22 protein-coding genes, 1 other RNA gene and 1 pseudogene are annotated in these 24,000 nt (G+C 54.5%); 17 read left to right on the top strand and 7 right to left on the bottom strand.

The features are described from left to right. Positions 1-130 precede the first annotated feature (130 nt). The 5 genes from lon to fadM all read left to right on the top strand — a co-directional run bounded on the left by lon (position 131) and on the right by fadM (position 6,077). Positions 131-2,485, top strand: coding sequence for an endopeptidase La (lon, locus tag OGV79_RS10025; RefSeq protein ID WP_012133542.1), 2,355 nt, complete (start codon positions 131-133; stop codon positions 2,483-2,485). 209 nt (positions 2,486-2,694) lie between these two features. Then, complete coding sequence (gene hupB, locus OGV79_RS10020) at positions 2,695-2,967, top strand: nucleoid-associated protein HU-beta (RefSeq protein ID WP_003021629.1); 273 nt, start codon at positions 2,695-2,697, stop codon at positions 2,965-2,967. 223 nt (positions 2,968-3,190) lie between these two features. After that, on the top strand, positions 3,191-5,062 hold the full coding sequence (ppiD, locus tag OGV79_RS10015) for a peptidylprolyl isomerase (protein WP_012133541.1): 1,872 nt from the start codon (positions 3,191-3,193) through the stop codon (positions 5,060-5,062). Between the two features lie 149 nt (positions 5,063-5,211). After that, a complete protein-coding gene (locus tag OGV79_RS10010; RefSeq protein WP_012133540.1) occupies positions 5,212-5,586 on the top strand; it encodes a helix-hairpin-helix domain-containing protein in 375 nt (124 codons plus the stop codon). 92 nt (positions 5,587-5,678) lie between these two features. Beyond that, positions 5,679-6,077, top strand: coding sequence for a long-chain acyl-CoA thioesterase FadM (fadM, locus tag OGV79_RS10005; protein WP_012133539.1), 399 nt, complete (start codon positions 5,679-5,681; stop codon positions 6,075-6,077). An 82-nt stretch (positions 6,078-6,159) separates the two neighbouring features. On the opposite strand, the gene queC is transcribed toward fadM, so the two are convergent. Both queC and OGV79_RS09995 read right to left on the bottom strand, forming a co-directional pair. Further along, the gene (gene queC, locus OGV79_RS10000) at positions 6,160-6,855 is read right to left on the bottom strand and encodes a 7-cyano-7-deazaguanine synthase QueC (protein WP_047458463.1); all 696 of its coding nucleotides are present in this window, start codon (positions 6,853-6,855) and stop codon (positions 6,160-6,162) included. Positions 6,856-6,882: 27 nt separating this feature from the next. Then, positions 6,883-8,619 carry an SgrR family transcriptional regulator gene (locus OGV79_RS09995; protein ID WP_104868990.1) on the bottom strand — a complete coding sequence of 579 codons (1,737 nt, stop codon included), beginning with the start codon at positions 8,617-8,619 and terminating at the stop codon, positions 6,883-6,885. 100 nt (positions 8,620-8,719) lie between these two features. On the opposite strand from OGV79_RS09995, the gene cof reads away from it, so the two are divergent. After that, entirely contained in the window at positions 8,720-9,538 is an 819-nt protein-coding gene (cof, locus tag OGV79_RS09990) for an HMP-PP phosphatase (RefSeq protein WP_024130593.1), read from the top strand. A gap of 52 nt (positions 9,539-9,590) precedes the next feature. On the opposite strand, the gene OGV79_RS09985 is transcribed toward cof, so the two are convergent. Further along, a complete protein-coding gene (locus OGV79_RS09985) occupies positions 9,591-10,646 on the bottom strand; it encodes a PLP-dependent cysteine synthase family protein (protein WP_286468293.1) in 1,056 nt (351 codons plus the stop codon). Positions 10,647-10,758: 112 nt separating this feature from the next. Here OGV79_RS09985 and decR point away from each other — a divergent pair, with 112 nt between their 5' ends. The 5 genes from decR (at position 10,759) to amtB (ending at position 16,718) form a co-directional block, all read left to right on the top strand. Then, positions 10,759-11,217: a DNA-binding transcriptional regulator DecR gene (gene decR, locus OGV79_RS09980; RefSeq protein ID WP_012133534.1), complete on the top strand. Its 459-nt coding sequence runs from the start codon at positions 10,759-10,761 to the stop codon at positions 11,215-11,217. Positions 11,218-11,261: 44 nt separating this feature from the next. Continuing rightward, positions 11,262-13,034, top strand: a complete 1,773-nt coding sequence (locus tag OGV79_RS09975; protein WP_112002128.1) for a SmdA family multidrug ABC transporter permease/ATP-binding protein — start codon at positions 11,262-11,264, stop codon at positions 13,032-13,034. After that, a complete protein-coding gene (locus OGV79_RS09970) occupies positions 13,027-14,805 on the top strand; it encodes a SmdB family multidrug efflux ABC transporter permease/ATP-binding protein (protein ID WP_104868986.1) in 1,779 nt (592 codons plus the stop codon). Before OGV79_RS09975 ends, OGV79_RS09970 begins: the two co-directional genes overlap by 8 nt. A 256-nt stretch (positions 14,806-15,061) precedes the next feature. Continuing rightward, positions 15,062-15,400, top strand: coding sequence for a P-II family nitrogen regulator (glnK, locus tag OGV79_RS09965; protein ID WP_012133530.1), 339 nt, complete (start codon positions 15,062-15,064; stop codon positions 15,398-15,400). 31 nt (positions 15,401-15,431) lie between these two features. Beyond that, positions 15,432-16,718: an ammonium transporter AmtB gene (amtB, locus tag OGV79_RS09960; RefSeq protein ID WP_024130590.1), complete on the top strand. Its 1,287-nt coding sequence runs from the start codon at positions 15,432-15,434 to the stop codon at positions 16,716-16,718. A 48-nt stretch (positions 16,719-16,766) separates the two neighbouring features. Here the strand turns inward: amtB and tesB are convergent, their stop codons facing one another. Further along, on the bottom strand, positions 16,767-17,627 hold the full coding sequence (tesB, locus tag OGV79_RS09955) for an acyl-CoA thioesterase II (protein WP_012133528.1): 861 nt from the start codon (positions 17,625-17,627) through the stop codon (positions 16,767-16,769). A gap of 215 nt (positions 17,628-17,842) precedes the next feature. On the opposite strand from tesB, the gene OGV79_RS09950 reads away from it, so the two are divergent. Continuing rightward, entirely contained in the window at positions 17,843-18,412 is a 570-nt protein-coding gene (locus tag OGV79_RS09950; protein WP_012133527.1) for a YbaY family lipoprotein, read from the top strand. 35 nt (positions 18,413-18,447) lie between these two features. On the opposite strand, the pseudogene OGV79_RS09945 reads toward OGV79_RS09950, so the two are convergent. Next, a pseudogene (locus OGV79_RS09945) lies at positions 18,448-18,837 on the bottom strand (MGMT family protein). A gap of 84 nt (positions 18,838-18,921) precedes the next feature. On the opposite strand from OGV79_RS09945, the gene ffs reads away from it, so the two are divergent. The 3 genes from ffs to OGV79_RS09930 all read left to right on the top strand — a co-directional run bounded on the left by ffs (position 18,922) and on the right by OGV79_RS09930 (position 19,675). Next, an RNA gene (ffs, locus tag OGV79_RS09940) (signal recognition particle sRNA small type) lies at positions 18,922-19,018 on the top strand. A gap of 193 nt (positions 19,019-19,211) precedes the next feature. After that, the gene (locus OGV79_RS09935) at positions 19,212-19,463 is read left to right on the top strand and encodes a hypothetical protein (protein ID WP_012133525.1); all 252 of its coding nucleotides are present in this window, start codon (positions 19,212-19,214) and stop codon (positions 19,461-19,463) included. Then, on the top strand, positions 19,460-19,675 hold the full coding sequence (locus tag OGV79_RS09930; protein ID WP_012133524.1) for a hypothetical protein: 216 nt from the start codon (positions 19,460-19,462) through the stop codon (positions 19,673-19,675). Before OGV79_RS09935 ends, OGV79_RS09930 begins: the two co-directional genes overlap by 4 nt. 20 nt (positions 19,676-19,695) lie before the next feature. On the opposite strand, the gene yczR is transcribed toward OGV79_RS09930, so the two are convergent. After that, entirely contained in the window at positions 19,696-21,123 is a 1,428-nt protein-coding gene (yczR, locus tag OGV79_RS09925; RefSeq protein WP_200030783.1) for a MocR-like transcription factor YczR, read from the bottom strand. A gap of 86 nt (positions 21,124-21,209) precedes the next feature. On the opposite strand from yczR, the gene yczE reads away from it, so the two are divergent. Then, on the top strand, positions 21,210-21,824 hold the full coding sequence (gene yczE / locus OGV79_RS09920) for a membrane protein YczE (RefSeq protein ID WP_012133522.1): 615 nt from the start codon (positions 21,210-21,212) through the stop codon (positions 21,822-21,824). Positions 21,825-21,903: 79 nt separating this feature from the next. Continuing rightward, positions 21,904-22,257 (top strand): DUF1428 domain-containing protein, encoded by a 354-nt coding sequence (locus OGV79_RS09915; RefSeq protein WP_012133521.1) that lies wholly within the window; start codon positions 21,904-21,906, stop codon positions 22,255-22,257. Positions 22,258-22,296: 39 nt separating this feature from the next. On the opposite strand, the gene pdeB is transcribed toward OGV79_RS09915, so the two are convergent. Continuing rightward, on the bottom strand, positions 22,297-23,847 hold the full coding sequence (gene pdeB / locus OGV79_RS09910; protein WP_286468292.1) for a cyclic di-3',5'-guanosine monophosphate phosphodiesterase PdeB: 1,551 nt from the start codon (positions 23,845-23,847) through the stop codon (positions 22,297-22,299). Positions 23,848-24,000 lie beyond the last annotated feature (153 nt).

Raw genomic sequence — 24,000 nt, 5'->3', positions numbered from 1 at the left:
TATTTTTCCGTAAACATGGCGTTGAATGTGTGGGAAACATCCCCATATACTGACATACATGTTAATGGCTGCGTGAAGCACAGTCGCGCAGTCTGATTACCTGGCGGACACTAAACTAAGAGAGAGCTCTATGAATCCTGAGCGTTCTGAACGCATTGAAATCCCCGTATTGCCGTTGCGCGATGTGGTGGTTTATCCGCACATGGTCATACCCTTATTTGTAGGGCGGGAAAAATCTATCCGTTGTCTGGAAGCGGCTATGGACCATGATAAAAAAATCATGCTGGTCGCCCAGAAAGAAGCATCAACGGATGAGCCGGGTGTAAACGATCTTTTCACCGTCGGGACCGTGGCCTCAATTTTGCAAATGCTGAAACTGCCTGACGGTACTGTCAAAGTGCTGGTTGAGGGGTTGCAGCGCGCGCGTATTTCTGCGCTGTCAGATAACGGCGAACACTTTTCCGCTAAGGCGGAATACCTTGAATCGCCGGCGATTGATGAGCGCGAGCAGGAAGTGCTGGTGCGCACTGCCATCAGTCAGTTCGAAGGCTACATCAAGCTGAACAAAAAAATCCCACCGGAAGTGCTGACGTCGCTCAATAGCATTGACGATCCTGCGCGTCTGGCGGACACCATCGCAGCCCATATGCCGCTGAAACTGGCGGATAAGCAGTCCGTGCTGGAGATGTCCGACGTTAACGAACGTCTGGAATATCTGATGGCGATGATGGAATCTGAAATCGATCTGTTGCAGGTTGAGAAGCGTATTCGCAACCGCGTTAAAAAGCAGATGGAGAAATCTCAGCGTGAGTACTATCTGAATGAACAAATGAAAGCCATTCAGAAAGAACTGGGCGAGATGGACGACGCGCCGGATGAAAACGAAGCGCTGAAGCGTAAAATCGACGCGGCGAAAATGCCGAAAGAAGCAAAAGAGAAAGCGGAAGCAGAATTGCAGAAGCTGAAAATGATGTCTCCGATGTCGGCGGAAGCGACGGTTGTACGCGGCTACATCGACTGGATGGTGCAGGTGCCGTGGAACGCGCGTAGCAAGGTCAAAAAAGACCTGCGTCAGGCGCAGGAAATTCTCGACACAGACCATTACGGTCTGGAGCGTGTGAAAGATCGCATCCTTGAATATCTCGCGGTACAAAGCCGTGTAAACAAAATCAAAGGGCCGATCCTGTGTCTGGTTGGGCCACCGGGGGTAGGTAAAACGTCTCTGGGCCAGTCCATCGCCAAGGCGACCGGGCGTAAATATATCCGTATGGCGCTCGGCGGCGTGCGTGATGAAGCAGAAATCCGCGGCCACCGCCGGACATACATCGGCTCTATGCCGGGTAAACTGATCCAGAAAATGGCTAAAGTGGGCGTTAAAAACCCACTGTTCCTGCTCGATGAGATCGACAAAATGTCTTCCGACATGCGTGGCGATCCTGCCTCTGCGCTGCTTGAGGTGCTGGACCCTGAGCAGAACGTGGCGTTCAGCGATCACTACCTGGAAGTGGATTACGATCTCAGCGACGTGATGTTCGTTGCCACCTCCAACTCCATGAACATTCCGGCGCCTCTGCTGGATCGTATGGAAGTGATTCGTCTGTCCGGTTATACCGAAGACGAGAAGCTGAACATTGCTAAACAGCACCTGCTGCCGAAACAGATCGAGCGTAACGCACTGAAGAAAGGCGAGCTGACGGTTGAGGATAGCGCCATTATCGGCATTATCCGTTACTACACCCGTGAAGCGGGCGTGCGTAGCCTGGAGCGTGAAATCTCCAAACTGTGCCGCAAAGCCGTGAAACAGCTGCTGCTGGATAAGTCGCTGAAACACATTGTGATCGATGGCGATAACCTGCATGACTACCTCGGCGTACAGCGCTTTGACTATGGCCGTGCGGACAACGAAAACCGTGTGGGTCAGGTAACGGGTCTGGCATGGACGGAAGTGGGCGGCGACCTGCTGACCATCGAAACCGCCTGTGTGCCGGGTAAAGGCAAACTGACTTACACCGGTTCTCTCGGTGAGGTTATGCAGGAATCTATTCAGGCTGCGCTGACCGTGGTGCGTGCGCGTGCGGAAAAACTGGGTATTAATCCAGACTTTTACGAAAAACGTGACATCCACGTTCACGTACCGGAAGGGGCGACGCCGAAAGACGGCCCGAGCGCCGGTATTGCGATGTGTACCGCGCTGGTCTCCTGCCTGACGGGTAATCCTGTTCGCGCTGATGTGGCGATGACCGGGGAAATTACCCTGCGAGGCCAGGTACTGCCTATCGGCGGCCTGAAAGAGAAACTGCTGGCGGCGCACCGTGGCGGGATCAAAACCGTGTTAATTCCGTTTGAGAATAAACGCGATCTGGAAGAGATTCCAGACAACGTTATTGCCGATCTGGACATTCATCCGGTGAAACGCATTGAGGAAGTTCTGACTCTTGCGTTGCAAAATGAGCCGTCCGGCATACAGGTTGTCACCGCAAAATAGTGACCTCGCGCAAATAGCGCTAAGAAAAACAGGGCTGGCAGGGCATTTCGTGCTTGCCAGCCTTTTTTTGTATAGCTAATTTAGATGACGGATCGGGCTTGCCATCATTAACGGGTGTTGTAAGGGCATGGCAGGCCTGATATAACTGCTGCGCGGTCGCACTTTGAAGGATTCCGGTGCGATATAAATTATAAAAGAGGAAGAGAAGAGTGAATAAATCTCAACTGATCGACAAAATTGCTGCAGGGGCTGATATCTCTAAGGCTGCGGCTGGACGTGCGTTAGATGCAATTATTGCTTCTGTCACTGAATCACTGAAAGAAGGTGATGATGTAGCGCTGGTAGGTTTTGGTACTTTTGCTGTTAAAGAGCGTGCTGCCCGTACTGGTCGCAACCCGCAAACAGGTAAAGAGATCACCATCGCCGCCGCTAAAGTGCCGGGTTTCCGTGCAGGTAAAGCGCTGAAAGACGCGGTAAACTAAGAGCTTCTCCCCCTGGGGATGTGACAAAGTACAAGGGCGCATCATCTGATGTGCCTTTTTTATTTGTCCAGTACTACTTTATTTGAGTTTATGCTGGTTGTGGGCTGACAATTACCCCGGTTTCTTGTCACAATACAGCTTTCCGCGCAGCGTTCAGAAAACGCTATGCTGCGTGAAGTATGAATACGCAAAACAGTCACCTACAGCGGAGTGTGGTTACACCATGATGGACAGCTTACGCACGGCTGCTAACAGTCTCGTGCTCAAGATTATTTTCGGTATCATTATCGTGTCGTTCATTTTGACCGGCGTGAGTGGTTACCTGATTGGCGGAAGCAATAACTACGCCGCAAAAGTGAATGACCAGGAAATCAGCCGCTCGCAGTTTGAGAATGCGTTTAACAGCGAACGTAATCGTATGCAGCAGCAACTGGGCGATCAGTATTCTGAACTGGCGGCGAATGAAGGCTACATGAAAACGCTGCGTCAGCAGGTACTGAATCGTCTTATCGATGAAGCCTTGCTGGATCAATACGCGCATGAGCTTAAACTCAGCATCAGCGACGAACAGGTTAAGCAGGCCATCTTTTCAACGGCGGCTTTCCAGGTTGACGGCAAATTTGATAACAACCGCTACAACGCGATTGTGAATCAGATGGGGATGACCGCCGATCAGTATGCTCAGGCATTGCGTAACCAGCTCACCACCCAGCAACTGATTGCTGGCGTTGCCGGTACTGATTTCATGCTGAAAGGTGAAACGGACGAGCTGGCGGCGTTAGTCGCGCAGCAGCGTGTGGTGCGTGAAGCGACGATTGACGTGAACGCACTGGCTGCGAAGCAGCAGGCTACCGATCAGGAAGTGTCCAGCTACTACGAGCAGAACAAGAACCGCTTTATGACCCCGGAGCAGTTCCGCGTGAGCTACATCAAGCTGGATGCGGCTGCCATGCAGGAAACGGTCAACGATGCAGATATCCAGTCTTACTATGACCAGCATCAGGATCAGTTCACCCAGCCGCAGCGTAACCGTTACAGCGTCATTCAGACCAAAACGGAAGATGAAGCGAAAGCGGTGCTGGACGCGCTGAACAAAGGCGGTGATTTTGCCGCGCTGGCGAAAGAGAAATCCGCAGATATTATCTCTGCGCGCAACGGCGGCGATATGGGCTGGCTGGAAGACGCCACCACGCCGGACGAACTGAAAAATGCCGGCCTGAAAGAAAAAGGCCAGCTGTCTGGCGTGATTAAATCCTCTGTTGGCTTCCTGGTCGCGCGTCTGGATGATGTTCAGCCTGCGAAAGTGAAACCGCTGAGCGAAGCGCGTGATGACATTGCCGCGAAAGTGAAGCAGGAAAAAGCGCTGGATGCCTATTACGCGCTGCAACAAAAAGTCAGCGATGCGGCGAGCAACGATACCGAATCTCTGGCGGGCGCTGAACAGGCCGCTGGCGTGAAAGCGGTTGAAACCGGCTGGTTCAGCCATGACAACCTGCCAGAAGAGCTGAATTTTAAACCGGTTGCCGATGCTATCTTCAACGGTGGTCTGGTTGGCGAGAACGGTACGCCGGGCAGCAACTCCGATATCATCACCGTGGATGGCGACCGCGCATTCGTGCTGCGCATCAGCGAGCATAAACCTGAAGCGGTTAAGCCTCTGGCTGACGTGAAAGAGCAGGTGGCTGCGCTCGTTAAGCACAACAAAGCAGAGCAGCAGGCAAAACTGGATGCTGACAAACTGCTGGTTGAGCTGAAAGCGGGTAAAGGCGCAGAAGCGATGAAAGCGGCCGGTCTGAGCTTTGGCGAAGCGAAAACGCTGAGCCGTACCGGGCAGGACCCGGTAAGCCAGGCTGCGTTTGCGCTGGGTCTGCCAGAGAAAGATAAGCCGAGCTATGGCGTCGCTAACGATATGCAGGGCAACGTTGTGCTGCTGGCGCTGGACGACGTGAAAGCGGGCTCTATGCCGGAAGAGCAGAAAAAAGCGATGGTTCAAGGTATTACCCAGAATAACGCGCAGATTACCTTTGAAGCGCTGATGAGTAACCTGCGTAAAGCGGCGAAAATCAAAGTCGGCGATGCGCTGGAACAGCAGTAATCACCGAGACGCTTCGCAAAAAACTGCAAAAAGTTGTAACCCTCAAAGGCCGCCTTCGCGGCCTTTTCCATTTCTGATATTTGCTATTTGTTTGCCTTTCTCCGCCCCGCTATCGTGATGCCACTGTTAACACACAAGGAGAAAACAGTATGAAACATGGAATCAATGCACTGCTGGTCACGATGACTCTGGCCTGCGCAGGCATGACGCACAACGCGCTGGCTGCCGGAACGGTAGAGAAAAATCAGGTGGTACAAACAAAGGCGGATTCGTCTGCGTCCGCGCAGACTAAAGCCTCCGTGCCTGCAAAGGCCAGCGATGATGAAGGCGCGAGGGTCAGTATCAACACGGCTTCAGCGGAAGATCTGGCGCGGGTGATGAATGGCGTCGGGCTGAAAAAAGCGCAGGCGATAGTCAACTATCGGGAAGAGTATGGGCCGTTTAAAACGGTGGATGATTTAAAGCAGGTTCCGGGGATGGGGAGTTCGCTGGTGGAGCGCAATCTGGCGGTGTTGACGCTGTAATAACTTGCACTGTGGCAAAAGTTTGCCAGGATAATGAGGTCATACCAGTTATGGCCTCTGTTCCTATAACAACAACGTAAGGTTATTGCGCTATGCAAACACAAATCAAAGTCCGTGGTTATCACCTTGATGTTTATCAGCACGTTAATAATGCCCGCTATCTTGAGTTTCTTGAAGAAGCACGCTGGGATGGGCTGGAAAACAGTGACAGCTTTCAATGGATGACGGCCCGCAACATCGCTTTTGTGGTGGTGAATATTAATATTAACTACCGTCGCCCCGCCGTGCTGAGCGATCTGCTGACCGTCACCAGTCAGGTGCAGCAGTTAAACGGGAAGAGCGGCATTTTAAGCCAGGTCATTACGCTTGAGCCGGAAGGGCAAGTTGTGGTGGACGCGCAGATTACTTTTGTCTGTATTGATTTGAAAACGCAGAAAGCATTGCCGCTGGAAGGTGAGTTACGCGAGAAACTGGAGCAGATGGTGAAGTAACGGAAAGTTGCCTGATGGCGCTTCGCTTATCAGGCCTACGGGCGACATTGACCACGGTGAATGTCGCCATCCGGCAAAACGATCACTTTAACCCTGTTTTCTGCTTCATTGCCGCCATCACTGCCGGTTTATCCGTCAGATAATGCTTCAGGCCGTTGGCGCGCAGATTACAGGCGGCGCACTGCCCGCAACCGTCACCTTTGATGCCGTTATAACAGGTCAGCGTCTCTTCGCGCACCAGATCCAGCTTGCCCCAGTAATCGGCGAGTGCCCAGGTTTCGGCTTTATCAATCCACATCAGCGGGGTTTCAAAGCGAATATCCTTCGCCATACCCAGGGTGACGGCATGATTCAGCGCTTTGACAAACTCATCGCGGCAGTCCGGGTAGCCGGAGAAATCCGTCTCGCAAACGCCGGTGATCACCGCTTCGGCTTTCACCTGATAAGCGTAAATCGCCGCCAGAGTCAGAAACAGAATATTACGCCCAGGGACAAACGTATTCGGAATACCGTCGGCATCCGGTTCATAGTCCGGTACGGGAATGTTATCGCGCGTCAGGCTACTGACCGCCAGTTCGCTCAGCAGCGTTACGTCCAGCACCTTATGCGCACGCGCGCCGAGTTTTAAGGCCAGATTACGTGCAACATCAATCTCAGCGCGATGGCGCTGACCATAATCAAAGGTGACGCAGTGCACTTCATCATACTGATGCAGCGCTTGCGCCAGACAGGTTGTGGAGTCCTGGCCTCCACTGAATACAACGACGGCACGTTTCATAACTTATCCTGACAAAAATGAAAAACGCTATGGTAGCGCCTGCGGATGGCCGCGACCAGCTTCTTCACCGCGTGGCGGCGGAAGCCATGCTTTCTCAAACTCAAACCAGCCGCGTGGATTGAGTTGAACGCCATTGACGCCCGGCGGCGCGCTAATACGGTAGTGATAGTTAAAAAGCGGCGTAAGCGTGGCGTCATTCATCAGACTCGTGAATACTTGTTGTAACGCAGTATAGCGGTCGTCTTCACCGGGCTGCGTTTGTAAGGCATCCAGCGTGGCCTGAAGATGGGCGAAAGCAGGGGCATCCAGCACATGCGGCCAGAGTTGATCGCAGCGTAGCCACTGCTCAAGCGTATATTCCGGCGCTTCGCCAATCAGCCTGTCGCCCATCATGAGATCCGCTTTTGCCAGCGAAGGGCAGTTATCCCAGTTTTTCGCGTTGTGGAAAATCAACGTTAATTCACAGCCGAGCGTTGCCAGATATTGCTGGAGTTGCTCCGCCATGGTGTGCAATTCAACGGGAAGGTGATAGACCAGCGTCAGTTTTTTCGGTAATTCAACGGATTCCAGCCCCTTCCATTGCGGCATTACCCAGCCTGGCAGCAGCGCGTTGCTGGGCGTGATCAGATTTTCATCTACCGGCAGCGTCTGTAATAACGACGTATGATGAATGATGTCTACCAGGCGACGCGCCTGTTGCAGGCTGAGTTTCGAGCCTTTTTTAAGCGTCAGGTAGCAAAATCCCAGGCTAATACCGCTGCTCACCTGGCTAAGTGAGGCCAGTTCTTCAGGGTTGCCAATGGCAATCTGTACCGGATGACGGCAGCTGGTGCCTAAATCCTGGTCAAAAAGCTGAGGCGTGATCCAGTATTCAATCGCCTTTAGCAGCGGATGGCAAAGGTGGTAATTGTCGTGGCTTTCCAGGCGTACCAGCTCCGGCGTAAATAACGTCAGCCGAAAAGGTCCGGTGCCTGACAGCGGCTGATGCGGGTGCGCCAGGTGGCTACAGTAGCTTGCCAGACGGTGCGCCAGCCAGTAATCAGGGCGATGGAGAATGAACGTCAGGCATTGCGGATGGGTGACTTCAATACGCTTGACGCTGATAAACAATTTATTGAGGGCTGGCAGGTCAAGCAGCATCAGCAGGCGCGCGTGCAGCTGCGCAGTTTCTACCGTATCGCCATTATGCCAGTGCAGGGTAGAGCGAATATAAAAATCCCAGCGCATACCGTCGGCGGAGATATCCCAGTGATGTGCTAAATCCCCGCATGGGCGCTGGCTGGCGTTGTCAAAGCGGGTGAGGCCGGAGAAAATTTGTCCTGCAAGATGCTGTTCTGCGCGACCGGGCAGAAATCCCGGATGCAACGGGTCCAGCGGACGATAGTAGGGAATACGCAGGGTCGGCGTGTCGTTTTGCCACTGCCCGCCCATAAACGGTTGCAGCATGGTACGCAGTTCGCCTGGCGCCAGCTGTGCCAGCTCCAGCACATTAAGCTGCTGACCTTTTTCCAGCGCTTGTTCCATCATGGTATTGCGCAGTGACTCCGGCGTGACCAGAAATTGCAGTTTACCGCGCTTACCCCGCCCGGATTGCGCCTCCCATGTTAACCAGCCAGCTTCCTGCGCCTGACGTAGTAGCGTACGGACGTGGCGTTCGCTACAAAAACAGCGCTCCGCCAGTTCCCCAACGGTGACCGACTGAGGTTCTCCGGCCGAGGGCTGCCAGAGACGTTGATATTGTTTTAAACGGTTGAGAAGTCGCATTAAAACCCGGAACAATTCATTTTATCTATTCACTATTACTTCCGTATATCTCAGGTGATACTCAATCACAAGTTAATTGCGTCACGGTGTGGAGAAAGAGATGGCTCGTCTGGCTGCATTTGATATGGATGGCACGCTTTTGATGCCAAACCACCATCTGGGTCATGAGACCCTTGCAACGCTGGCGCGCCTGCGTGAACGCGATATCACTTTGACGTTTGCGACCGGTCGGCATGTGCTGGAAATGCGGCATATTCTGGGGGCCATCTCAATGGATGCGTTTTTGATAACCGGCAACGGGACGCGCATTCATTCGCAGGAAGGCGATATGCTGCATCGCCAGGATCTGGACCCCGCCATTGCGGATCGCGTATTGCACCAGGCGTGGGATACCCGGGCCAGTATGCACGTATTCAACGATAACGGCTGGTTTACGGGGAGTGCGATCCCCGCGCTATTACAGGCGCATGTCTACAGCGGGTTCCACTATCAGATCGTGGATGTCAAACGTATCCCGGCCCACCAGGTCACTAAGATCTGTTTTTGTGGCGATCACGACGATCTGATCCGGCTGCGTATTCAACTGAATGAGGCGCTGGGCGAGCGGGCGAATCTCTGCTTTTCCGCTGTGGATTGCCTGGAAGTGCTGCCGCTCGGCTGTAATAAAGGTTCCGCGCTGGCGGTATTAAGCGACCATTTGGGGCTGTCGCTGACGGAATGCATGGCGTTTGGCGATGCGATGAACGATCGCGAAATGCTGGAGAGCGTGGGACGTGGTTTGATTATGGGCAACGCGATGCCGCAACTGATCGCTGAACTGCCGCATCTTTCAGTGATTGGCCATTGTCGTAATCAGGCGGTCTCTCACTTTTTAACGCATTGGCTGGATAATCCGCATCTACCTTATTCCCCCGAATGAGCGATCCTTTCCAGCAAGCCAGGCCCGTAAAGCCTGGCTTTTTTTATGCCGCTTAACGGACGTTCAGCAGTTGGGCAATTTCCGCCTGCCACGGCGCTAAATCGCCAATGTGATCGTTAACCCACTGGGGATTGTAATAGGTGTCGAGATAGCGTTCGCCGCTGTCACACAGCAGCGTGACGAGAGAACCTGTCTCTCCGGCGTCGCGCATTCTGGCTGCGATCTGCAACGTTCCCCACATATTAGTGCCGGTGGAGGCGCCCACTTTACGGCCCAACTGCGTTTCCAGCCAGTGCGCGGTCGCGACGCTGGCGGCGTCGGGTACGCGCAGCATTTCGTCCACCACATCCGGGATGAAGGAAGGTTCCACGCGCGGACGGCCAATCCCCTCAATTTTGCTGCCCACCGGGCTGCGCAATGTGGCGTCGCGATCCTGCCAGTAGGGCAGGAAGACCGAGTTTTCCGGGTCAACCACCATCAGGCGCGTGTCATACCCATGACAGCGAATATAGCGGCCAATTGTCGCTGACGTGCCGCCTGTCCCCGCGCTCATCACGATATGCTTCGGCACCGGATTAGGCTCACGCTGCATCTGATGGAAAATACTGTCGGCGATATTATTATTGCCGCGCCAGTCGGTGGCGCGTTCGGCATAGGTGAACTGATCCATATAGTGACCGTTCAGTTCGTGCGCCAGCTGCTCAGAGGCGGCGTAAATCTCGCTGGCGCTTTCGACAAAGTGGCAGCGACCGCCATAAAACGCAATTTGTTCAATTTTGCGTTTTGCCGTGCAGGAAGGCATTACCGCGATAAACGGCAGGCCGAGCAGTCGGGCGAACCAGGCTTCGGAAACCGCCGTTGAACCGGAGGAGGATTCAATAATGGTCGTGTTTTCTTTAATCCAGCCGTTACACAACCCATACAGGAACAATGAACGCGCCAGACGGTGCTTCAGGCTGCCGGTCGGATGGGTGCTTTCATCCTTCAGGTAGATCTGGATGCCCGGAAACGCCGGTAGCGACAACCGGATCAGATGCGTGTCGGCTGAACGCTGATAGTCAGCGTTAATTTCATTAATGGCGTTTTTAACCCAGGTGCTATTCATCATTAATTTCCATTTGTCATTTTGTGCCCAGATTAGCGAAAAGCACGGAAAAAATTGTTGCCATTTCACCTTTAAAATAGAATGTAGGGAGAAAAATCTTCTCTGTGGGGTGGGTATGTTAGATAAAATTGACCGTAAGCTGCTGCTTTTGTTGCAGCAGGACTGCACCCTCTCTTTGCAGGCGCTGGCCGATGCCGTTAATCTGACCACCACACCCTGCTGGAAACGGCTGAAACGTCTGGAAGACGACGGCATTCTCCTCGGTAAAGTCGCGCTGCTGGACCCAGAGAAATTGGGTCTGGGGTTAACGGCGTTCGTACTGATCAAAACCCAGCATCACAGCAGTGAATGGTACAGCCGCTTCGTGACGGTGGTCACCGAAATGCCGGAAGTGCTGGGGTTCTGGCGTATGGCCGGGGAATACGACTATCTGATGCGGGTTCAGGTAGCAGATATGAAGCGTTATGACGACTTCTACAAACGTCTGGTGAACAGTGTTCCGGGATTGTCAGACGTAACGTCGAGCTTTGCGATGGAACAGATTAAGTACACAACCGCTCTGCCTATTGAATAATTCTCCCGGAAAATATTGCCGGAAATCATGTCAGGATATAACGCGTGCGATTATTTGCTCAATTAAGCTGGTACTTCCGTCGGGAGTGGCGTCGCTATCTCGGCGCCGTGGCCTTGCTTATCATTATCGCTGTCCTTCAGCTGATCCCGCCCAAAGTGGTCGGGATCGTTGTGGATGGCGTCACTGCGCAACATTTCACTACCGGTCAGGTATTGATGTGGGTGGGCACGATGGCCATGATTGCGGTAATCGTCTATTTGTTGCGCTATGTCTGGCGCGTGCTGCTGTTCGGCGCCTCTTATCAACTGGCGGTTGAACTGCGTGAAGATTACTACCGCCAGCTCAGTCGTCAGCACCCGGAATTTTATCTGCGACACCGCACCGGCGACTTAATGGCGCGCGCGACTAACGACGTCGATCGTGTCGTCTTTGCCGCCGGGGAAGGGGTGCTCACGCTGGTGGATTCGCTGGTGATGGGCTGCGCTGTGCTGATCGTGATGTCAACGCAGCTCAGTTGGCAACTGACGCTGTTCGCGCTGCTGCCTATGCCGATTATGGCGCTGATGATCAAGCGCTACGGCGACCGTCTGCATAACCGCTTCAAACTGGCGCAGGCGGCGTTTTCCAGCCTGAACGATCGTACCCAGGAGAGCCTGACCAGCATCCGCATGATCAAAGCTTTTGGCCTTGAAGATCGACAGTCGTCGCTGTTTGCGGCGGACGCGGAAGACACCGGGAAGAAAAACATGCGGGTAGCGCGTATCGACGCCCGTTTTGATCCCACGATTTATATTGCCATCGGCATGGCTAATCTGCTCGCCATCGGCGGCGGAAGCTGGATGGTAGTGCACGGTACGCTGACGCTTGGGGAACTGACCAGCTTTATGATGTACCTCGGGCTGATGATCTGGCCTATGTTAGCGCTGGCCTGGATGTTTAACATTGTGGAACGCGGTAGCGCAGCGTACAGCCGTATCCGCGCGATGCTGGCGGAAGCGCCGGTCGTCAACGACGGAACGGAGACGGTGCCGGAAGGTCGGGGAGCGCTGACGGTCTCCATTCGTGAATTCAGCTACCCGCAAACCGCGCATCCGGCGCTGGAAAATGTACAATTCCAGCTTGAGCCAGGGCAGATGCTGGGGATCTGCGGGCCGACGGGCGCGGGGAAAAGCACTCTTCTTTCGCTTATTCAGCGCCATTTCGATATTACGCAGGGGGATATCCGTTTTCATGATATTCCGCTGACGCGCTTGCAGCTTGATAGCTGGCGCAGTCGCCTGGCGGTCGTCAGCCAGACGCCGTTCCTGTTCTCCGACACGGTCGGCAATAACATCGCGCTGGGGCGCCCAAACGCGACGCAGGAAGAGATTGAACAGGTGGCGCGGCTGGCCAGCGTGCATGAGGATATTTTGCGTCTGCCTCAAGGATATGACACCGAAGTGGGCGAACGCGGCGTCATGCTGTCCGGCGGGCAAAAACAGCGCATTTCTATTGCGCGCGCGTTACTGCTCAATGCGGAAATCCTGATTCTGGATGATGCGCTGTCGGCGGTGGATGGCCGTACCGAACACCAGATTCTGCATAATTTACGCCAGTGGGGAGAGGGGCGCACCGTGATTATTAGCGCGCACCGCTTATCCGCTCTGACGGAAGCCAACGAGATTATCGTGATGCAGCATGGCCATATCGCCCAGCGTGGCGATCACGATGAATTAGTGCTGCAAACGGGCTGGTATCGCGATATGTATCGCTATCAGCAACTGGAGGCGGCGCTGACTGACGCTCCTGAAATCAACGAGGAGACGGCAGATGCGTAGTTTTGGACAGTTATGGCCGACCCTGAAAAGGCTGCTGGCGTATGGTTCGCCGTGGCGTAAACCGCTTGCCATCGCCGTGGTGATGCTGTGGATCGCGGCGGCGGCGGAAGTCAGCGGCCCGTTACTTATCAGCTACTTTATCGACAATATGGTCGCGAAGAGCCACCTGCCGCTGGGCATGGTCGCGGGTCTGGTGGCGGCGTACATTGGCTTACAGTTTCTGGCGGCGGGGCTGCATTATGCGCAGTCGCTGTTGTTTAATCAGGCGGCCGTCGGCGTAGTGCAACAGCTGCGTACCGATGTGATGGATGCCGCTTTGCGCCAGCCACTGAGCGCCTTTGACACGCAGCCGGTGGGGCAACTGATCTCTCGCGTGACCAATGATACGGAAGTCATCCGCGACCTTTACGTCACGGTCGTGGCGACGGTGCTGCGTAGCGCGGCGTTAATTGGCGCGATGCTGGTCGCCATGTTCAGCCTCGACTGGCGGATGGCACTGGTCGCGATGGCGATTTTCCCGGCGGTGCTGGTGGTGATGGTGATTTACCAGCGCTATAGTACGCCGATTGTGCGCCGCGTGCGGGCATATCTGGCGGACATCAATGATGGCTTCAATGAAGTCATTAACGGCATGAGCGTCATTCAGCAGTTCCGCCAGCAGGCGCGGTTCGGCGAGAGAATGGGGGAGGCCAGCCGCTCGCACTATATGGCGCGGATGCAGACCCTGCGACTGGACGGCTTTTTATTGCGCCCGCTGCTCAGTCTTTTTTCCGCGCTGATCCTCTGCGGATTACTGATGCTGTTTAGCTTTACCTCGCGCGGCACCATTGAAGTCGGGGTGTTGTACGCCTTTATCAGCTATCTGGGGCGTCTGAACGAGCCATTGATTGAACTGACGACCCAACAGTCGATGTTGCAACAGGCTGCGGTGGCGGGGGAGCGCGTATTCGAACTGATGGACGGCCCACGCCAGGATTATGGTCGGGATGAGCGCCCGTTGCAGTCGGGCAGGATTGACGTTGATGATGTCTCCTTCGCCTACCGTGACGACAATCTGGTGCTGCAAAACATTACGCTCTCCGTTCCGTCGCGCAGCTTTGTGGCGCTGGTCGGGCATACCGGCAGCGGCAAGAGTACCCTCGCCAGCCTGCTGATGGGATATTACCCGCTTACACAGGGAGACATTCGCCTTGACGGTCGTTCGCTGTCAACGCTGAGCCACGGGGTTTTACGTCAGGGAGTTGCGATGGTGCAACAGGACCCGGTGGTGATGGCGGATACGTTCCTGGCAAACGTCACGCTGGGGCGCGATATTTCGGAGGAACAGGTCTGGCAGGCGCTGGAAACCGTGCAACTGGCGGAGCTGGCGCGTAGTCTGAGCGAGGGTATCCACACCCGGCTGGGCGAGCAGGGTAATAATCTGTCCGTCGGGCAGAAACAACTGCTGGCGCTGGCGCGGGTGCTGGTTGATACGCCGCAGGTTCTGATTCTGGATGAAGCAACCGCCAGCATTGACTCCGGTACTGAGCAGGCGATTCAGCAAGCGCTGGCGGCAGTGCGTGAACACACCACGCTGGTGGTGATTGCACACCGCCTGTCAACCATTGTTGATGCGGACACCATTCTGGTGCTGCATCGCGGGCAGGCGGTCGAGCGCGGTACGCATCAACAACTGCTCGAAGCGCAAGGGCGTTACTGGCAGATGTACCAACTACAGCTTGCCGGTGAAGAGCTGGCGGCCAGCGCGCGTGAGGAATCGCTCAGCGCATGATGGCGCTGCGCTTATCAGGCCTACGGACAATGCGCTCTTGTAGGCCGAATAAGGTGCTTACGCCGCCAACCGGCAATCAACAATCTGGTGCAAAAATGTAACGTACCATGCACCGTTATAGTGCGTTTTTTCTTTTCCTTCCCCTGCCGCACCCTACAAGCCTGAATTATCCCGCGTTTTTCATTTCTGGCACACCCCTTGCAATATCCCTGTCGTGAAGCGGCAGACATTATCGAATTCTGACAGGAGGGGATCTATGAAGCTGGTTACCGTGGTAATCAAACCGTTCAAACTGGAAGACGTCCGTGAAGCACTGTCTTCGATTGGTATTCAAGGGCTGACAGTCACCGAAGTGAAAGGCTTCGGGCGTCAGAAAGGTCATGCCGAGCTGTACCGCGGTGCGGAATACAGCGTCAACTTCCTGCCCAAAGTGAAGATTGATGTGGCGATTGCCGACGACCAGCTTGATGAAGTCATTGAGGTCATCAGCAAGGCGGCCTACACCGGAAAAATTGGCGACGGCAAAATTTTTGTCGCTGAGCTGCAACGTGTCATTCGTATTCGTACCGGCGAAGCCGACGAAGCGGCACTGTAACTCCTGGCACACAGTGATAGGGAACGAAAAGATGAAGATAGCAACGATGAAAACTGGCCTTGCTTCACTGGCTTTGCTTCCAGGTCTGGCAATGGCGGCTCCGGCGGTTGTGGATAAAGCCGACAATGCCTTTATGATGATTTGCACCGCGCTGGTGCTGTTCATGACCATTCCGGGCATTGCTCTGTTCTATGGCGGATTGATCCGTGGAAAGAACGTGCTGTCGATGTTGACGCAGGTTGCCGTCACCTTCGCGCTGGTCTGTATTTTATGGGTTGTTTACGGTTATTCGCTGGCCTTTGGCGAGGGGAACAACTTCTTTGGCGACTTCAACTGGGTGATGCTGAAAAATATTGAGCTCACGGCAGTGATGGGCAGTTTCTACCAGTATATTCACGTTGCTTTCCAGGGCTCTTTCGCCTGCATTACCGTCGGGCTGATCGTGGGGGCGCTGGCTGAACGTATCCGCTTCTCTGCGGTACTGATTTTCGTGGTGGTGTGGCTGACGCTCTCCTATATCCCGATTGCGCATATGGTCTGGGGCGGCGGTTTGCTGGCTTCTCACGGCGCGCTGGATTTTGCGGGCGGTACGGTCGTGCATATCAATGCGGCGATTGCTGGTCTTGTGGGCGCTTATCTGATTGGCAAGCGTGTCGGCTTTGGTAAAGAGGCGTTCAAACCCCATAACCTGCCGATGGTTTTCACCGGCACCGCGATCCTCTATATCGGCTGGTTTGGCTTTAACGCCGGGTCGGCGGGCATGGCGAACGAGATTGCTGCACTGGCCTTTGTTAATACCGTGGTGGCAACGGCTGCCGCTATTCTGGGGTGGATTTTCGGCGAGTGGGCGCTGCGCGGTAAACCGTCTCTGCTGGGCGCCTGCTCCGGCGCTATCGCGGGACTGGTCGGCATAACGCCAGCCTGTGGTTACATTGGCGTTGGCGGCGCGTTGATTCTCGGTGTCGTTGCGGGGCTGGCGGGTCTGTGGGGCGTGACGATGCTTAAACGTCTGCTGCGTGTGGACGATCCTTGCGATGTGTTTGGCATCCACGGCGTTTGCGGCATCGTTGGGTGTATCCTGACCGGGATCTTTGCATCCACCACGCTCGGCGGTGTAGGGTTTGCCGAAGGCGTAACGATGGGGCATCAGCTGCTGGTGCAGCTGGAGAGTATCGCTATCACCATCGTCTGGTCTGGCGTAGTGGCGTTTATCGGCTACAAACTGGCGGATATCACCGTTGGGCTGCGCGTACCGGAAGAGCAGGAGCGCGAAGGTCTGGACGTCAACAGCCACGGCGAGAATGCGTATAACGCCTGATCATCAACAGGCCGGAGGCGACGCTTTTGCGTCGCCATTCGGCCATTTTCAATTGCGATTGCGCATCACGCCTTCCTGAACGGTTGATGCGACCATCACGCCATCCCGCGTGTAAAACTCTCCACGAACAAAACCACGGGCGCTGGAAGCCGAGGTGCTCTCTACGCTGTACAGCAACCATTCGTTCATGTTGAAAGGACGATGGAACCACATTGAATGGTCGATCGTGGCAATTTGCAGACCTTTCTCCAGGAAGCCGATGCCGTAGGGTTGCAGCGCGACGGGCAGGAAATTCAGATCGGAAGCATAACCCAGCAGATACTGATGAATGCGGATATCATCCGGTATCGTACCGTTGGCGCGGATCCAGACCTGGCGAGTCGGGTTCGCAACGTGGCCTTTTAACGGGTTGTGGAACTCCACCGGGCGGATCTCCAGCGGGCGGTCGCTGATAAATTTCTCTTTCAGCACGGGCGGTAGCAGATGCGCCAATGAGCGGGCGATCTCCGTCTCCGATTGCAGCGTTTCCGGCGCAGGGGCGTCCGGCATGGTTTTCTGATGCTCAAATCCCTCTTCCGGCGCCTGGAAGGAGGCTGTCATATAGAAAATAGGCTTCCCGTTCTGGATGGCGGCGACGCGACGCGCGCTGAAACTGTTGCCGTCGCGCAGAACTTCCACATCGTAAATAATGGGCTTCAGGCTGTCGCCGGGGCGCAGAAAGTAGCTGTGAAAAGAGTGAACCAGACGTTGTTCAGGTACGGTCTCTTTGGCGGCATACAGCGCCTGACCGACCACCTGACCACCAAAAACCTGACGTAATCCTAAGTCTTCACTTTGGCCCCGAAAGAGTCCTTCTTCAATTTTTTCCAGATCTAACAATGACAGCAAATTATTCAGTGCCTGACTCATACGTGCTCTCCAGGTAACAACGGCGCCGAAGCGAGGTAGGCAGAGTATAACGCAATTTTGAAAGTGGTCCGATGGGTGCAATAGTCTGAATTACGGACTAATTCCAGGCAAAAATAAGTGAGATATGCCACACTTAGTCACGTTATGTCTTTGTTAACCACTCTTCCGGCGGGTAAAGCACCTCCCGCTGATGCATTGATGATAAGGAGAATTTAATGAAACTCGTGCACATGGTAAGTGGTTTAGCGGTTGCGGTTGCTCTGGCAGCCTGCGCAGACAGAAGCGCAGATATCCAGACGCCTGCGCCTGACCCGAATACTTCTGGCGTGGCTACACAGTCAACTATTCAGCAACCTAATGTCTCCGGTACCGTCTGGATCCGTCAGAAAGTGGCTCTGCCACCGGATGCCGTACTGACCGTGACGCTGTCTGATGCCTCACTGGCGGATGCGCCGTCGAAAGTGCTGTCGCAGAAAGCGGTGCGCACCGAGGGGAAACAGTCGCCATTTAGCTTTGTACTGCCGTTTAACCCGGCTGACATCCAGCCAAATGCGCGGATTCTGTTGAGCGCCGCCGTGACGATTAATGACAAACTGGTCTTTATCACCGATACCGTACAGCCAGTCATTAATCAGGGCGGCACGAAAGCGGATCTGACGCTGGTGCCGGTTCAGCAAACGGCAGTGCCTGTTCAGGCCAGCGGCGGCGCAGCGACAACCGTACCGTCAACGTCACCGACGCAGGTGAACCCGTCTTCCGCCGTACCGGCGCCGACACAGTACTAAGCTCTCACAGGACAACCCTCTCCGGCTGGAGAGGGTTAATAAATCCAGCGATATCGTTGCATATCGATTTGCCCACTCCCCGAGACCACCACGCCTTCTGACAGTAACGCCTGACGTTGGCGTTGCAGGTCTGGCCCGGTCAGGGAGATGGCGCCATGACGATTCACGACCCGATGCCAGGGGAGGGTGCTGCCTTCCGGCAATCGTTTTAATACGCCGCCGACCTGACGCGCGGCACGAGGTGAACCGGCGAGGCGGGCGACGTCGCCATAAGTCGTGACAAACCCTTCGGGGATTGAGGCCACGATTTGCCAGACGCGTTGGGGGAAAGTGTCTTGTCTGTCCATCATTCATTCCTGCGATAATCTCCCAGCATAATCGTGAACCGCCGGGGAGTGAAGTCTCATTGCGCAAGAAAACAGCATCCGATGTTGGATGGGTTGCATTTACAGGGGCCAGCAGTGATAATGCGCCTGCGCGTTGGTTAACAACGCTCTCAATGGGGGCTCTGTTGGTTCTCCCGCAACGCTACTCTGTTTACCAGGTCAGGTCCGGAAGGAAGCAGCCAGAGCAGATGACGTGTGTGCCGGGATGTAGCTGGCAGGGCCCCCACCCAATTCTGCCGTCCGGCAACCTCTTCATTTTCCTCCTCTTGTCATATTAACGTCATTATTTTGTCATCAAATGCTGGCAGAGTGTTATCGGGACGTTATTAATCAGTTTGTGCCCTGATATTCACGCGGTGACGATAGCTGTGTCGCACACGACGTGTTTTGCCTGTTTACAAGGACTCTTTACGATGGCTACTGCTGTACTAAATGTCAAAATCGATGAGACGTTAAAAGAGAAGCTTCGCCATTATGCCGAAGCAAATAATGAGAACTTAAGTATCACCACAGAAAAACTGCTGCTGATTGCATTTGAGGCCGCAGAAGAGGCGGGAGTCTCGGCGAGTGATATCGACAGTCAGCATACGGAAGAATCCGTAGATGAGCCGCTTACTCCTAAAGAAATCAAAGCATTACGCAGATTACTCAAGAAGAAAAAATGAAACAACAACTCTCAATCGCCAGTAATTATGGCGAAGCCTGCGAATTACTGCGTTCCGGCTATGTGAAGCATGTTCGTCTTAACTGGAATGTTGGTAGCGATGAATTCTTTCGTATTGCCTCCGACTGGTGCGATGCCGGGGCAAAAATAAAGAAAGACGGCGAGAACTTCATTATTTCCCTGAAAGGTTTCCCCGTCCCACGCCAGCAATAAAACGACGATGACAGGCCATATTAGATAATTTTGCGTATTTTCCCTGCGCTGTTTTGTGAGCGCAGGTTGTCCCATATCGGCTGTAATGTCTGAAAAGCCGATCGCAGTGTTTCATCCGGCAGGGTGAACGGCATACGTAAGAAACGATCAAACGCACCCGCGAGACCAAAACGCGTACCGGTGCCCAGTTGAATCCCTTCGCTTTCGGCGCGCGTTGCAAAGAGCGTGGCCAGCGTGTCGGGTAACTCCACCCAAAAAGAGAGTCCGCCCTGCGGCTGCCTGAAGCGCCATTCAGGAAAATGCGCGTGCATCAGTTCACAACACAAGTTGCGTCGTTGGGACAGCAACTGCCGTCTGTCAGGAAGAAAACTGGCGGCATTATCAAGCAGCCAGCTGGTCGCTAGCTGCTCCAGTACCGGCGATCCTAAATCAAACGTATCCCGGGTTTGTACCAGCGCGGCGATTGTCCGTGATGAGGCGCGAACCCACCCCAGACGCAACCCGCCCCAGAAACTTTTTCCTGCCGATCCCAGCATAATAATCGGCGCGTCGGCATTGTAATGCGCGAGTGGGGGCGGCGGCGGGGCGTTGTACCACAAATTAACCATCGTCTCGTCCACAACCAGCGTGGTATGCGTTCTGGCGGCAATATCCGCGACCGCTTGCCGCGTGGCGGCATCCATACAGCGTCCGGTGGGATTATGGAAATCCGGCATCAGATAAGCCATTCTCGGCGCGGTCTGCGCAATGGTCGCCATCAGACCGGCGGTGTCCCAACCCTGTTCGGGCAATGAGACGCCAACGGGGCGACAGGAGGCTCCCTGAATCGCGGCGATTGCGAGCGGGTAGGTCGGGTGATCCACCACCACGCGATCGCCCGGGCCCGTCAGGAGTCGCAGGAGCAGCGCCAGCCCGCTCACGGCGCCATTGACCACCATGATTTCATCAGGGCGGGTTGGCAAGCCGCGCTCGCAATAGTGCCGGGCGATAGATTCACGTAAAGAGAGCAGACCTTGCGGCAGATACCCGGAACTCAGCAGATGCTGCGGCATTGCGCAAAGCGCCTGCTGGTAAGCCTGGTGAATTTCAGGGCCTGCGCTGAGCGCGGCGGTAGAGAGATCCAATGCCATATTGGCTCCGCCGCGCGTGGGCACAGGGTGGATGGCATCCGGTAAGATCACCCGCGAGCCGCTACCCTGACGGCTTTCCAGATAGCCTTCTTCCCGAAGTTGCGCCATTGCGCTGGCGACGGTGGTTCGGCTGATCTTCAATACGGCGGCCAGTTCGCGTTCGCCGGGCAGTCGGCTATCGAGCGCCAGTCGGCCATCAAGAATCAGCAGACGCAGGGCCTCCGCCAGCTGACGCCAGACAGGAGTACGTGAGGGGGTCTCCTGCCAGTGCCCAAGCAGGCGCTGAAGAGACTGACTTCCATAGCGGCGTGATGACATAGCAGTCCACTTTTTTAAAACTGGACATTAATCATAGTGCCAATTGCGGTGAAGATGAAAGGTATCTGAACGGGGAGAATGGAAGAATGCTGCGTCGTCTGATTCAACTGTATACCGGTCTGGCTCTTTATGGCGTATCGACCGCAATGTTTGTGCGTGCGGACTTAGGGGCCGATCCGTGGAACGTTTTCCACCTTGGCGTGGCGAATTTACTGTCAATGAACATTGGCATGGTGATTATCGCCGTTGGCGTGCTGGTGTTATTACTGTGGATTCCGCTGCGTCAACGCCCGGGCCTTGGCACCATCAGCAACGTGATCGTTATTGGACTGGCGGCGGATGTTGCGCTGGCCGTATTGCCCGCTTTTGAGTCGTTGCTTGTCCGCAGTGTTCTGTTGATCTCCGCTGTAGTGGTCAACGCGCTGGCGACCAGCATGTATATTGGGGCCGGTTTCGGCGCAGGCCCGCGAGATGGCCTGATGACCGGGATTCACGCGCGCACCGGTTGGTCGATACGCGCCATCCGTACGGCGATTGAAGTTTCGGTATTGCTGAGCGGCTGGTTGCTGGGGGGGACGCTGGGCGTCGGTACGGTATTGTATGCGCTGGCTATCGGGCCGCTGATTCAGATCTGCTTGCCGTGGTTTCGCTATCAACCCCGGGCACGCATTCGGGTTCGTCATTCGCCCACAGCAGAGTAACGCGATGGCGACTAGACTTAACAACGACTGACGCGGCCAGAACTGGCTTGCCGCGCAGTACGCTTCGGAGGTTTTTCTCATGAAGTATGTTGATGGTTTTGTGGTTGCCGTACCTGCTGAAAACAAGGAGGCGTATCGGGAAATGGCGGCAAAAGCGGCTCCTCTCTTTAAAGAGTTTGGGGCATTACGCGTCGTTGAGTGTTGGGCTGATGATGTGCCGGACGGCAAATTGACCGACTTTCGCATGGCGGTGAAAGCGGAAGATCACGAAGAGGTGGTGTTTAGCTGGATTGAATACCCTTCGAAAGAGGTTCGCGACGCGGCGAATCAGAAAATGATGTCAGACCCACGAATGAAAGAGTTTGGCGATGCCATGCCTTTTGATGGCAAGCGCATGATTTACGGCGGATTCTCTCCCATTCTGGATGACTGAAGCGACAGGCTGTGCGGCGTGCCGCCAGCCGTCCCCATTCTAAATCCGTTTTTCCGCCCACAAAATAAATTCTGCGGCGGGCAGCGCTTTGCTGTAAAGCCATCCCTGACCATACTGCACGCCGTGCTGGCGTAACCAGTCCTCCTGATGCGTCGTTTCAATACCTTCCGCCACCATTTTCAGCTTCAGCGTTTTCGCCATTTCAATAATATGCGGCGTCACATTTTTGTAGGCCAGCGCATCAACAAAGGACTTGTCGATCTTCAGAATATCCACGTCCAGATTCTGTAAGTAGCAAAGACTGGAATAGCCGGTGCCAAAGTCATCAAGATAAATCGCGTGACCGGCTTTGCGGTATCTGGCAATGACTGGCGCGCTGGTTTTGGGATCGGCAAACTCACGCTCGGTCAACTCCAGCGCGATTTGCGACGGTGAAATCTGACTCCGGTTAAGCAACTGGCTGAGATGTACCGGAAGTTTCTCTGACGCAAGGGTCGTTGCCTCAATATTGATAGAAATGTGCTGCTCAGGGTGTTGTCGCAGCCATGTTCCCATCTCCTCAAAAACGGTCTCTAAAATCAGGTGGGTGAGCGGTTCGGAAAGCCCCGTTTGTTCTGCGAGGGGAATAAACATTTCCGGCGAAAGGTAGCTGCCGTCGGTTTGTGGCCAGCGAGCCAGCGCTTCCGCGCCTGCTATCTTCCCGCTACTCAGCGAAATAATCGGCTGATAATGCACCTTAATATCACGGTTATGGATGGCGTCCAGTAAACGGTGGCGTGGTGATTGTAAGCGGCGAAGAATGCGCAGAATAAACGCCGCCGCCAGCAGGCTCGCCATCATCCCCAGCGGTAGCCAGATAAAAGCCTGGCGATACCAGTTCTTTTGTAGCGGCAGCGTGGAGGCCCAGGTCACGATGGCGATGTTCATTTCAGGAGAGCGCTGAATCGTGTAGACACTGTTGCGATCTTCCCGGTATTGACCGGGCGACTGCTGCAATTGTCGAATAATGTCGGGATCGAGCCGATTGCTACTGGCGGCCACGATGTTATTTGCTTCGCCAATAATAGCGGCATCAATATGCCATGAACTAAATGGGATCACATCAATGAAGGAGGCGGGGTCCATCATGACCACATAGTGTCCTTTACCCACTGCGACCATAAAGCGCTTGAGCCCTAAATCATTTTGCGAGGTAAGCCATATGCGGTAGCCGTCCAGGGTGATCTTTTCCGGTTTGGGGAAAACGAAGGGGGCGCTTTTTTGCTCCAGCGATGAGCAAACAGGCATATTTTGGTCGAGGTATAGCACTTCCTGAATGTAGCGCAGACTGTAAGATATTCGTCGCATTGTCAGTAAATGCGCATTACTACAAGGCGTACCGCGAAAGGCGTTTAGCTGGCCTAACGCCAGTTTGCTCTGGGAGGCAACTTTGTCAGCGCGTAAGGCTACGCGTGATGAATAGACGTTAAGTTCCTCAATAAATTTCTTTTCAACCTGGCGATGAGCGAGCCAGAGGCTTAATCCCACAGGGGCAAGGACAGACAGAATGAGCACCCCTGCGACCAGGCTGACCAAATGTCGTGTTGTCACGGTGATATCCTTATTGATGCAGCATATGGCGAGTATATCTGAACGTAAAAAAGCCCTTCGTTTAATCACGTTATTCTAACTGCTTTTGCTCTTTCTGGCTCAATAAGGGCTTGTTTCGACTTAAAACGTACAATGTTGAAGGATAACCACATC

It is taken from the genome of Citrobacter sp. CK185 (genome assembly GCF_030333565.1).
GTDB classification, from domain to species: domain Bacteria; phylum Pseudomonadota; class Gammaproteobacteria; order Enterobacterales; family Enterobacteriaceae; genus Citrobacter_B; species Citrobacter_B koseri.
This window is presented reverse-complemented; position numbering and strand designations above follow the sequence as displayed.

What these genes read in the sequence shown, in the direction of transcription:
- OGV79_RS09950 (WP_012133527.1), top strand. Translation starts at nt 17,843, where the DNA reads ATGAAACTCGTGCACATGGTAAGTGGTTTAGCGGTTGCGGTTGCTCTG.
- amtB (WP_024130590.1), top strand. Translation starts at nt 15,432, where the DNA reads ATGAAGATAGCAACGATGAAAACTGGCCTTGCTTCACTGGCTTTGCTT.
- tesB (WP_012133528.1), bottom strand. Translation starts at nt 17,627, where the DNA reads ATGAGTCAGGCACTGAATAATTTGCTGTCATTGTTAGATCTGGAAAAA.
- OGV79_RS09995 (WP_104868990.1), bottom strand. Translation starts at nt 8,619, where the DNA reads ATGCGACTTCTCAACCGTTTAAAACAATATCAACGTCTCTGGCAGCCC.
- OGV79_RS10010 (WP_012133540.1), top strand. Translation starts at nt 5,212, where the DNA reads ATGAAACATGGAATCAATGCACTGCTGGTCACGATGACTCTGGCCTGC.
- glnK (WP_012133530.1), top strand. Translation starts at nt 15,062, where the DNA reads ATGAAGCTGGTTACCGTGGTAATCAAACCGTTCAAACTGGAAGACGTC.
- cof (WP_024130593.1), top strand. Translation starts at nt 8,720, where the DNA reads ATGGCTCGTCTGGCTGCATTTGATATGGATGGCACGCTTTTGATGCCA.
- OGV79_RS09930 (WP_012133524.1), top strand. Translation starts at nt 19,460, where the DNA reads ATGAAACAACAACTCTCAATCGCCAGTAATTATGGCGAAGCCTGCGAA.
- yczE (WP_012133522.1), top strand. Translation starts at nt 21,210, where the DNA reads ATGCTGCGTCGTCTGATTCAACTGTATACCGGTCTGGCTCTTTATGGC.
- lon (WP_012133542.1), top strand. Translation starts at nt 131, where the DNA reads ATGAATCCTGAGCGTTCTGAACGCATTGAAATCCCCGTATTGCCGTTG.
- OGV79_RS09935 (WP_012133525.1), top strand. Translation starts at nt 19,212, where the DNA reads ATGGCTACTGCTGTACTAAATGTCAAAATCGATGAGACGTTAAAAGAG.
- ppiD (WP_012133541.1), top strand. Translation starts at nt 3,191, where the DNA reads ATGATGGACAGCTTACGCACGGCTGCTAACAGTCTCGTGCTCAAGATT.
- queC (WP_047458463.1), bottom strand. Translation starts at nt 6,855, where the DNA reads ATGAAACGTGCCGTCGTTGTATTCAGTGGAGGCCAGGACTCCACAACC.
- yczR (WP_200030783.1), bottom strand. Translation starts at nt 21,123, where the DNA reads ATGTCATCACGCCGCTATGGAAGTCAGTCTCTTCAGCGCCTGCTTGGG.
- fadM (WP_012133539.1), top strand. Translation starts at nt 5,679, where the DNA reads ATGCAAACACAAATCAAAGTCCGTGGTTATCACCTTGATGTTTATCAG.
- OGV79_RS09970 (WP_104868986.1), top strand. Translation starts at nt 13,027, where the DNA reads ATGCGTAGTTTTGGACAGTTATGGCCGACCCTGAAAAGGCTGCTGGCG.
- OGV79_RS09915 (WP_012133521.1), top strand. Translation starts at nt 21,904, where the DNA reads ATGAAGTATGTTGATGGTTTTGTGGTTGCCGTACCTGCTGAAAACAAG.
- decR (WP_012133534.1), top strand. Translation starts at nt 10,759, where the DNA reads ATGTTAGATAAAATTGACCGTAAGCTGCTGCTTTTGTTGCAGCAGGAC.
- OGV79_RS09985 (WP_286468293.1), bottom strand. Translation starts at nt 10,646, where the DNA reads ATGATGAATAGCACCTGGGTTAAAAACGCCATTAATGAAATTAACGCT.